The organism is Vibrio barjaei (assembly GCF_001639065.2).
GTDB classification, from domain to species: Bacteria; Pseudomonadota; Gammaproteobacteria; order Enterobacterales; family Vibrionaceae; genus Vibrio; species Vibrio barjaei.
This window is the reverse complement of sequence record NZ_LQXO02000035.1, coordinates 23715-33690: the sequence shown is the minus strand read 5'-3', so window position 1 is coordinate 33690 and position 9976 is coordinate 23715. Positions and strand designations below refer to the sequence as shown.

The window sequence follows — 9976 nt, the reverse complement described above, 5'->3', positions numbered from 1 at the left end:
TATCATCAACGAGTGCCCACACAGATTGATAGGTTTATATTGTTAAAGAACAGTACTTCAAAGGACTAAACTATTGTTTTTAAGCTTTTCAGCTTTCCGTTGAAGTGGGCGGCCATTTTAACTAGATAACTTGTCGTGTCAACCACTTTTTCAAATTATTTTTGTTAAGGCTTTTGCCCTTCCAGACCTTTCAGGCTCTTGCTTTGCTGCCTTTCCGTCTGGTGGTGCGCATTATAGGGAGTTCCTCTTTTGGCGCAACCCCTTTTTTAATATTTTTTGGAAAAAAAGTGCTTTTGCTGAAAATTGCATCATAAAAGCAAAAGGAGAGTATAAAAACTCTCCTTTTAGCCACAAAACTCTAACATTTAGATAAATGCGTAAGCATCACCAAACATATGATCGGACTTTGCTTGCTTGGTTTGCGTGAACTGCTCGCGTGCGGCACCGGCCATTTCAAATCGGCCCGCTATATAGATATCGAAATCCGCTAACGTATCAAAATCTTCGCTCACGGCTTGCAACACATTACCTTTTTTCCCTGACCAGTCCGCCGACGGCTCTTCAATAACAGGAATGAACTGGATACGTTGATGTTGCACAGCAATTTCCATCAGCTCTTTTTTGGCATAAAGCTGGGCTGCATCACGCCCCCCCCAATAAAGGTGGATCGGCTGGTCGATATTTTGGCTGATACAGTGGTCAAGTATAGAGCGCACGTAGCTAAACCCAGTACCTCCAGCAATCAACAGAATAGGTCTCTGATTATCTTCACGAATCCAAGCCTCACCATGAGGTGCATCAATAGTGATGTCCCCACCGTTTGCTAGCGCTTGTTTCATTGATTCGACGACTTCAATAGCGTAAGCATTATGCTCAGCCGCACCAATATGAAGTTCGATCTCTCCTTCGTGACGACAAGGGCTACTAGCAATAGAGAATGGACGCTTATCAGCTTCTCCCATTACCACCATTAAATACTGACCAGCTTTAAAGCTCACTGGTTGCTCAGGGTGCAGCAAGATTTGATAGGTGTTTGCTGCTAAAGGCTCAATCGACTTTACTTTACATTTTATTGTCATGTTTTATCTCTTTTATTCGTCACTGAAAGTAATCACCAGATCGCTTTCAGCATAAGCAAGGCAAGAGAATATCCAACCTTGCTGTTTTTCTTTCTCAGTTAACATTGGCTCTAAGTCATAACTGACTTGCCCTGACTCTATTCGACATAAGCAAGAAGCACAGGCCCCTACTCGGCATCGATGTGGAAGCGCGAGGTTTTGGTTGAGCGCGGCCTCTAAGATGGTTTCCCCATCACTCACCGTAAATTCAAGATTCTGAGGCTTTAGCCGTACATGCTTGGTCATAAGATATTAAGCTGATCCCAAATAGCGTCTATCTTCTCGACCAATTGCGGATCTTTCTTTATTGGAATACCCCATTCCCGCTCAACTTCTGTTTCCAGCTTGTTGGTGGCATCTAATAGTGCTCGATAACTCACATCGTTGGTCATGACAGTATCACGAGCAGGATCCATTCTTGTAGTAATTGCCCAGATTACGTCATTCCAGTCTCTAACATTGACGTCTTCATCACACGCAACCATAAACTTAACGTCAAAGTAGCGAGCAGCCAAATCAGCAATACCCTTCATTACTTCCACAGCTTGGCCCGCGCGTTGCTTACTTAATGTTAGTAACACCATACGACTTGTACCTGTTCCAGGCGCAACATACAAATCTATAACTTCAGGATACTGAGCAACTATCTCGCTTTTCAATGCATTTTCGTCAAATGCATGAGCGGTTTCGATGGTACCTGAAGGTCCAAACTTCTTCTCACCAAGAGCAATTTCTGCATCCCACTTTATCGTCGCATCCAATCCCATCTTGGAGCCAAGCCCAACAACCGGAGAGGCAAAGTCCAACGAGTCAATGGGGGTGCTTTCAATCATCAACGTATCTCGACCTGGCAACATATGCTCATTCATGGCCTGAGTGACATCAGTCCAATTACGAGCATTAACACTTTCATCGCACACAATGACAAACTTGGTATACATAAATTGTCGCAGGAATGACCACACTCCCATCATCACTCGTTTAGCATGACCGGGATATTGTTTCTTCATTGTCACCACTGCCATGCGGTACGAGCAACCTTCCGGTGGAAGATAAAAATCTTCTATTTCAGGAAATTGCTTTTGTAAAATTGGCACAAAGACTTCGTTAAGCGCCACACCTAATACGGCAGGTTCATCAGGTGGACGTCCAGTATACGTGCTGTGATAGATAGGATTCTGACGCATAGTAACGTGAGTAATGGTAAACACATGGTGTTTTTCTACTTCGTTGTAGTAACCCGTGTGATCCCCATAAGGTCCCTCATCTGCAAACTCATTCGGGTCAATGTAGCCTTCAAGAACGATCTCCGCACTCGCCGGAACCTCTAAATCGTTACTGATAGATTTGACCACTTCGGTTTTTTCACCCCGTAATAAACCGGCAAACGCATACTCTGACAAGGTATCAGGTACAGGAGTTACCGCCCCTAAGATAGTGGCAGGGTCAGCACCGAAGGCAACCGATACTGGAAAAGGTTTACCTGGATTGATTTCCATCCAATCACGCAGGTCCAATGCTCCACCTCGATGAGCAAGCCAACGCATGATGATTTTATTCTTAGCAATCTTTTGCTGACGATAGATGCCTAAGTTTTGTCGCTTCTTATTTGGCCCTTTTGTTACGGTCAGGCCCCAAGTAAGTAATGGCGCAACATCGTCTGGCCAACAGCTCATCACTGGAATTTTATCAAGATCGACCTCTTCACCTTGCCAAACGATTTCTTGGCACTTTGCTTTGCGTAGTCTTTTAACTGGCATATTGAGGACTTGTTTAAAGACAGGAATCTTATCGATAGCATCTTTAAACCCTCTCGGTGGCTCAGGCTCTTTTAGGTAAGCCAATAACTTACCGACTTCACGAAGCTCTGAGACTTGCTGACGCCCCATCCCAATAGCTACTCGTTCAGAAGTACCAAACAAATTCGTTAGCACAGGAACATCATAGCCAATAGGGTTTTCGAACAACAATGCCGGACCACCCGCTCGTAATGTGCGGTCACTGATCTCAGTCATTTCATAGTCTGGGTCGACAGGGTGAGAAATGCGTTTGAGTAGCCCTTGACTTTCCAAGTGCTGAATAAAATCTCGTAAATCCTTAAAATTCATAGGGGTAACATCGCCTTGAAAGATGCACGCATTATATACGCAAACCCACCTATGAGTGAAATTTGCGCTTCAAACAATGAACGATACTAGTTGGACAACGCTTGCAAAATTAAGCTGGCTTTTACTTGGCTGTTTGATGAAGCGACATCTCTAACCCAACCACTATGCCCATTTTGCGCTAATTGAGTGGCAACGAAACTGGCATCATCAACACTTGTCATACGGGCGACCAGAAAGTTCTTTACGTTTTCAGGCAATGGATTAATGCTTGCCAATTCTGTAATGGCTTGTTGTTTTAAGCTAGGGTTACGGGATGCTAACATGATCTGTTGCATCGCAAATGGAGACTTCACTTGGGCCAAACGTTCAAGTTCAGCTTGGCTATGGTAGTCCGCACGCATTTTCCACAGCAGTTCATATAACTTTTCATCCTGATTGACCTGCGCCATACGCACCAACACGCGAGTTGAAGGTAGCCATTCTGTAATCGTTGCCTCAGTCAGTTGCTTGGTCAAATAGGTGTTGGCCTCTGGTGACAAGCTATCAAACTCACGAACCAATAGATCTTCACGAATTTGTCTATCGTAATCCGTCCCGTCAGATAACCAGTCTCGCAAGTCGAGCTCTTCTCGCTCGACTTGTAGTATGAACTCCAAGGTCTTTTGATCGCTATTCCAACTTTTAATCAAACGTGCAGAGATGGCGGGATAATTAAAGGCGGGTATTGAAAACTCGTAACCATCGCCACGCTCTAGCATGGTATAGGTGGTAGGAAGAGATTTCTGACTTCTAACGAAAATCGCCATTTTAGGCGTCAAGATGATGCTGCGCTGCTCGATTTCTTGCAACAGCACATACCGTGCTACCTCTTGTTGAGGCAAAGCTAAACGATTGAGAGCAAATTTTAGTCCGTCAATATCATCCTTCATCACCAAATCCATATATTCAGTTACTTTCTGCTGAACAATAGGATTGCTGATCCATTGATTGACTTCTTGTTGCGTCATCTCCTTCGACGCGAATGCTGGCTGCGACAACAACGCAGCAAATACTAGGAGAAGAGACGCTAACCATCCTTGTAGCATATTAACCTCCTGTTAACACTTTTGATATTGTGCGCTGGAAAGAGGTTAAGTGCAAACAAAAACGCCACCCATATTGGGTGACGTTTTAAATCTGAGATTTGCTGTCAGCTTAAAATGTCTTACTGACGACGCATCGCATCAAAGAACTCATCGTTCGTCTTCGTCATTGCTAACTTATCAATGAGGAATTCCATTGCGTCTGTTTCACCCATAGGGTGAACAATTTTACGCAGAATCCACATTTTCTGTAGCTCGTCCGACTTAGTCAGTAGCTCTTCACGACGTGTGCCTGAACGGTTGAAATCGATCGCAGGGAAAACACGTTTTTCAGCAATCTTACGGTTTAGGTGCAGTTCCATGTTACCTGTACCTTTAAACTCTTCGTAGATAACTTCATCCATCTTAGAACCAGTATCAACCAGTGCTGTTGCGATGATAGTTAGGCTTCCGCCTTCTTCTACATTACGAGCCGCGCCGAAAAAACGCTTTGGACGATGCAATGCGTTAGCATCAACACCACCAGTAAGAACCTTACCAGAAGAAGGTACTACGGTGTTGTATGCACGCGCTAGACGAGTGATAGAGTCTAGTAGGATAACCACATCTTTCTTGTGTTCAACAAGACGCTTCGCTTTCTCAATCACCATCTCAGCAACTTGAACGTGACGAGACGCTGGCTCATCAAACGTCGATGCAACAACTTCACCTTTAACTAGGCGCTGCATCTCTGTTACTTCCTCTGGACGCTCATCGATAAGTAGAACCATCAATTCACATTCAGGGTGGTTGTGAGCGATGCTCTGAGCGATGTTCTGAAGCAACATTGTCTTACCCGCTTTTGGCGGAGCAACAATCAGACCACGCTGACCTTTACCAATTGGTGATGCAAGGTCAAGAACACGAGCGGTAATATCTTCTGTTGAACCGTTACCACGCTCCATTGTCATACGCTCATTCGCATGCAGAGGTGTTAGGTTTTCAAATAGAATCTTATTACGTGCGTTATCAGGTTTGTCATCATTAACCGTGTTAACTTTTAGCAGAGCAAAATAGCGCTCACCGTCTTTTGGTGGACGAATTTTACCAGCGATTGAGTCACCTGTGCGAAGGTTAAAACGACGAATCTGACTTGGAGAAACATAAATGTCGTCTGGACCCGCAAGGTACGAGCTGTCTGCGCTACGCAGGAAACCAAAACCGTCTTGAAGAATCTCTAAGACCCCGTCACCAAAGATATCTTCACCACTTTTCGCATGGGCTTTTAAGATGGCGAAAATGATGTCTTGCTTACGCAGACGAGCTAAATTTTCCAGACCAAGAGATTCGCCAAGTTTAACGAGCTCAGAAACAGGTCTGTTCTTCAATTCTGTTAAGTTCATTGTGGTGGATGTTTGTTTAGTCAAAATAGGATCTGTTTTGTTGTTAAGAAGGATTTGGTCTCAGGATCGACCAAGAAGTGAACACTTGTTTATTTAACGTGCGATAAATTATCACTAAAACTGAGTCTAGTCTAGCTTTGAAAAAAACAAAACCGTGTATTTGTTAAGATACACGGTTTTCGTTACTTTTCATTATAGATTCGCATCCAAGAACTCTTTAAGTTGAGTCTTTGATAGCGCACCAACTTTCGTTGCTGCTACGCCACCATCTTTGAAAAGAAGTAGCGTTGGGATACCGCGAATACCAAACTTAGGTGGAGTACCAGCGTTTTGGTCAATGTTAAGTTTACCGATAGTGAGTTTGCCTTCGTACTCATCTGCGATTTCATCGAGGATTGGGGCAATCATTTTACAAGGACCACACCACTCCGCCCAGAAGTCAACAAGAACCGGGCCTGCAGCGTTAATTACGTCAGTTTCAAAACCGTCATCCGTCAGCTGCAAAATCTTTTCACTCATCTTTCACTCCGATATTTTTTGTATTGATGAGATAATCACCAACAATTAGATCTCCTATTGGAATGTATTTACCTTCGTATTGCAAGCTTAAGCTGATATTCTATACCGATGAAAAAGACGCATATCACAGAGCAAAAGTTCGCCGAATTAGATTTGCAGCCGCAAATCATTGAAGGATTGGAAAAAAAAGGGTTCGAATATTGTACCCCTATCCAAGCCTTGGCGTTGCCGGTACTGCTCGCCGGCCGAGATATTGCAGGACAGGCCCAAACCGGGACTGGAAAAACGCTTGCGTTTTTAACTGCTACCTTTAATCACCTACTAACAACGCCAGAACATGATGGCCGCAAGCCAAACCAACCGCGTGCGATTATCATGGCACCGACTCGCGAACTTGCTATCCAGATCCAAAACGATGCCAAGCCGTTGATTGAGAGTACAGGGCTAAAGACTGCACTCGCCTACGGTGGCGACAGCTACGATAAGCAGCTGGCTAAGATCGAAGAAGGCGTCGATATCCTTATCGGTACCTGTGGCCGTATTATCGACTTCTACAAACAGCGTGTTTTCAACCTCAACAACATTCAAGCAGTGGTTTTGGATGAAGCCGACCGCATGTTCGATCTTGGTTTCATTAAAGACATTCGCTTTTTGTTCCGTCGTATGCCTGAGCCAAAAGACCGTTTGAACATGTTGTTCTCAGCAACATTGTCTTACCGCGTTCAAGAGCTGGCATTCGAACACATGCACAACCCTGAGCACGTCGTTGTCGAGCCAGAGCAAAAAACTGGTCACCGAATTAAAGAAGAACTGTTCTACCCATCGAACAATGAAAAAATGGCTCTGCTACAAACACTCGTAGAAGAAGAGTGGCCAGATCGCGCCATTATTTTTGCTAACACTAAACACAAGTGTGAGAAGGTCTGGGGGCATCTAGCTGCCGACGGCCACCGTGTCGGCCTGCTGACTGGCGATGTTCCTCAGAAGAAGCGTGAGAAAATCCTAGAGCAATTTACTCGTGGTGATGTCGATATTCTGGTTGCTACCGATGTGGCAGCTCGTGGTCTGCATATTCCACAAGTAACCCACGTATTTAACTATGACTTGCCTGACGATTGCGAAGATTACGTTCACCGTATTGGCCGTACTGGCCGTGCTGGTGCAAGTGGTCACTCCATCAGCTTTGCTTGTGAAGAATACGCGATCAATTTGCCAGCGATTGAAGAGTACATTGAGCACCAGATCCCAGTCTCTGACTACGATTCCAGTGCACTACTTACAGAACTGCCCGCGCCACTCGTTCTGAAAAGCCGTAACTCAGGTCAGCGCCGTACCAACACTGGTGGCTCAAGACCGTCAAACAGAAAGCCTCAAAGAAGGCCAAGAGCGCAACGATCTTAACAGGAAGTAAGCAGTATTTATGAGTCTCGCAGTGAATTCTTCGCCACTCTACGCTGCCATTGATTTAGGCTCCAACAGTTTCCATATGTTGGTGGTTCGTCATATTGATGGCAGTGTTCAAACGATGGCTAAAATTAAACGGAAAGTTCGTTTAGCCGCTGGTCTAGATGCCGAGTTGGCGCTTAGCCAAGAAGCGATGCAACGCGGTTGGGAGTGTTTAAGCCTCTTTGCAGAAAGGCTACAAGACATCCCGAAAGAAAATATCCGTATCGTTGGGACCGCGACTCTGAGAACCGCGACCAATGTGGATGTTTTCTTAAAGAAAGCCAATGACATTCTTGGTTATCCAATACAAGTCATCTGTGGTGAAGAAGAAGCTGCAACCATCTACAAAGGTGTCGCCCATACCTCGGGTGGGACCGGGCGTAGATTGGTGGTCGATATTGGTGGCGCAAGTACGGAGCTTATTATTGGTGAAGGGTTTGAGCCTAAAGCTCTCACCAGTCTAAAAATGGGCTGCGTGACCTGGCTTGAGCATTACTTCAAAGACCGTCAACTTAATAAAGCAAACTTTGAACGTGCCATTGAAGGAGCTAAGCAAGCACTCGCACCGATTCTGGACAACTACCAGCATATTGGTTGGGATGTGTGTGTTGGCGCTAGTGGTACCGTGCAAGCTCTACAAGAGATCATGCTGGCTCAAGGTATGGATGAAGTCATTACTCATGCCAAACTAAAGCGTCTTCAAAAACAAGCCATGCAAGCCGATCATTTGGAAGAGCTTGATATCGACGGCCTGACTCTAGAACGCGCGCTAGTATTCCCTAGTGGCTTGTCCATTCTGATCGCCATCTTTGAACTGCTTAACATTGACTCTATGACACTGGCCGGAGGCGCACTGCGTGAAGGCATGGTGTATGACATGGTCGAAGAGTTGCAACAAGATGACATCCGTGCTCGAACCATCAGTAGCGTTCAATCGCGCTGTCAGTTAGATGTGGAATACGGCGAACAAGTCGCAACTACGGCTCTGCAACTGCTCAAAGATTGTGGTGGTGACACCTGGCTTGAGGAGCCACAAGCACCAGCTTTGCTTGAATGTGCATCTAAGCTTCATGAAATTGGTCTTACTCTTGATTTCAAAAAGGCTGGTGAACATAGTGCGTACTTACTAACCAACTTGGATTTACCGGGTTTTACTCGTGCACAAAAACACCTGTTGGCCGAAGTTGTACGTCGTTATAAGGATCAGCTTAGTCCTTTACCAGCACAACATGCGCTCTCAAATAAAAGTGCCGAGCGTGTGCTACGACTATTACGTTTAGCGGTGATTATCACTCATAGACGTAAGCGAGAATTGCAGCCGAATATCTCAGTAGCGTGCAAAGATAACCGACTTACCCTTTCGATAGATAAACTGTGGCTAGAGCAAAACCCATTGTCTGCTGCAGAATTGGAAATTGAATCGAACCGTCAGTCCGACATGGGCTGGCCGCTCGACATTCAAGCGCTATAACAGATCGTACGAAGATTAAAAAAAATCCCGAACATCAGGTTCGGGATTTTTTTATTTGTTTGCCGACTAGGCGTTCACACCGGTAACCGAAATATTCGGGTTTACCGCTGTTAACTTCTTCACTAAGAAGTTCAATAACACGCCATACATAGGTACAAATAAGCCAAGACTGATCACTAACTTAAAGCCGTAGTCGACTAAGGCGATTTCTGTCCAATGTTCAGCCATAAACGGATCTGGACTCTGGTAAAACGCGATAGCAAAGAAGGCTAAGGTATCAAGCGCATTACCAAATAGTGTCGAACAGGTCGGTGCCACCCACCATTGCTTCATTTGACGTAAGCGGTTGAATACATGAACATCAAGAATCTGTCCTAATAGATATGCCATAAAACTTGCCGCCGCAATACGCGCGACAAACAAGTTAAACTCCCCCAGATGACTCAATCCTTGAAACTGACCTTCAAAGAACAGTACCGATAGCGCATATGACACCGCCAACGCTGGCAACATGACTAGGAAAATGATTCTACGCGCTAACCCAGCACCGAAAATACGGACGGTCAAATCGGTCGCTAAGAAGATAAAAGGAAAAGTAAAAGCGCCCCACGTGGTGTGGAAACCAAAAATAGTAAAGGGTAGCTGCACTAGATAATTACTGGACGCAATAATCACTAGGTGAAAGAGAACTAAAAATGTTAGGGCTTTGCGCTGTTGCGCAGGAGAAAACGGGCTCATATTGTACCTTTTTCGTTTTGCTTGGGGTTGAGGGAACCCAAGGTGAGGCACAGCCTCTGGTTACTAAAATTAAGTGTTTGTTGGCTACTTAGGTAGCGGCGGGCGATTATAC

Annotated in this window: 9 protein-coding genes; 2 read left to right on the top strand and 7 right to left on the bottom strand. The window is 45.0% G+C overall.

All coding sequences use genetic code 11. The annotated features are described in order from the left end of the window. Window positions 1–365: 365 nt before the first annotated feature. The 6 genes from fre to trxA all read right to left on the bottom strand — a co-directional run bounded on the left by fre (window position 366) and on the right by trxA (window position 6209). Entirely contained in the window at window positions 366–1079 is a 714-nt protein-coding gene (fre, locus tag AWH66_RS17405; RefSeq protein ID WP_063605243.1) for an NAD(P)H-flavin reductase, read from the bottom strand. A 12-nt stretch (window positions 1080–1091) separates the two neighbouring features. Then, window positions 1092–1364, bottom strand: a complete 273-nt coding sequence (locus tag AWH66_RS17400; RefSeq protein WP_063605242.1) for a 2Fe-2S iron-sulfur cluster-binding protein — start codon at window positions 1362–1364, stop codon at window positions 1092–1094. Beyond that, window positions 1361–3226, bottom strand: coding sequence for a 4-hydroxy-3-polyprenylbenzoate decarboxylase (gene ubiD, locus AWH66_RS17395; RefSeq protein WP_063605241.1), 1866 nt, complete (start codon window positions 3224–3226; stop codon window positions 1361–1363). Before ubiD ends, AWH66_RS17400 begins: the two co-directional genes overlap by 4 nt. 86 nt (window positions 3227–3312) lie before the next feature. Beyond that, window positions 3313–4311: a hypothetical protein gene (locus tag AWH66_RS17390; RefSeq protein ID WP_063605240.1), complete on the bottom strand. Its 999-nt coding sequence runs from the start codon at window positions 4309–4311 to the stop codon at window positions 3313–3315. 119 nt (window positions 4312–4430) lie between these two features. Next, window positions 4431–5690 carry a transcription termination factor Rho gene (gene rho, locus AWH66_RS17385; protein WP_006074575.1) on the bottom strand — a complete coding sequence of 420 codons (1260 nt, stop codon included), beginning with the start codon at window positions 5688–5690 and terminating at the stop codon, window positions 4431–4433. Window positions 5691–5882: 192 nt separating this feature from the next. Next, window positions 5883–6209 (bottom strand): thioredoxin TrxA, encoded by a 327-nt coding sequence (gene trxA, locus AWH66_RS17380; protein ID WP_006074576.1) that lies wholly within the window; start codon window positions 6207–6209, stop codon window positions 5883–5885. A 108-nt stretch (window positions 6210–6317) separates the two neighbouring features. Between trxA and rhlB the strand changes: the two genes are divergently transcribed. Next, window positions 6318–7610 carry an ATP-dependent RNA helicase RhlB gene (gene rhlB / locus AWH66_RS17375; protein ID WP_063605239.1) on the top strand — a complete coding sequence of 431 codons (1293 nt, stop codon included), beginning with the start codon at window positions 6318–6320 and terminating at the stop codon, window positions 7608–7610. A 19-nt stretch (window positions 7611–7629) separates the two neighbouring features. After that, window positions 7630–9126 carry a guanosine-5'-triphosphate,3'-diphosphate diphosphatase gene (gene gppA, locus AWH66_RS17370; RefSeq protein WP_063605238.1) on the top strand — a complete coding sequence of 499 codons (1497 nt, stop codon included), beginning with the start codon at window positions 7630–7632 and terminating at the stop codon, window positions 9124–9126. A 66-nt stretch (window positions 9127–9192) separates the two neighbouring features. On the opposite strand, the gene AWH66_RS17365 is transcribed toward gppA, so the two are convergent. Further along, window positions 9193–9864, bottom strand: coding sequence for a 7-cyano-7-deazaguanine/7-aminomethyl-7-deazaguanine transporter (locus AWH66_RS17365; protein WP_006074581.1), 672 nt, complete (start codon window positions 9862–9864; stop codon window positions 9193–9195). Between the last annotated feature and the right edge of the window lie 112 nt (window positions 9865–9976).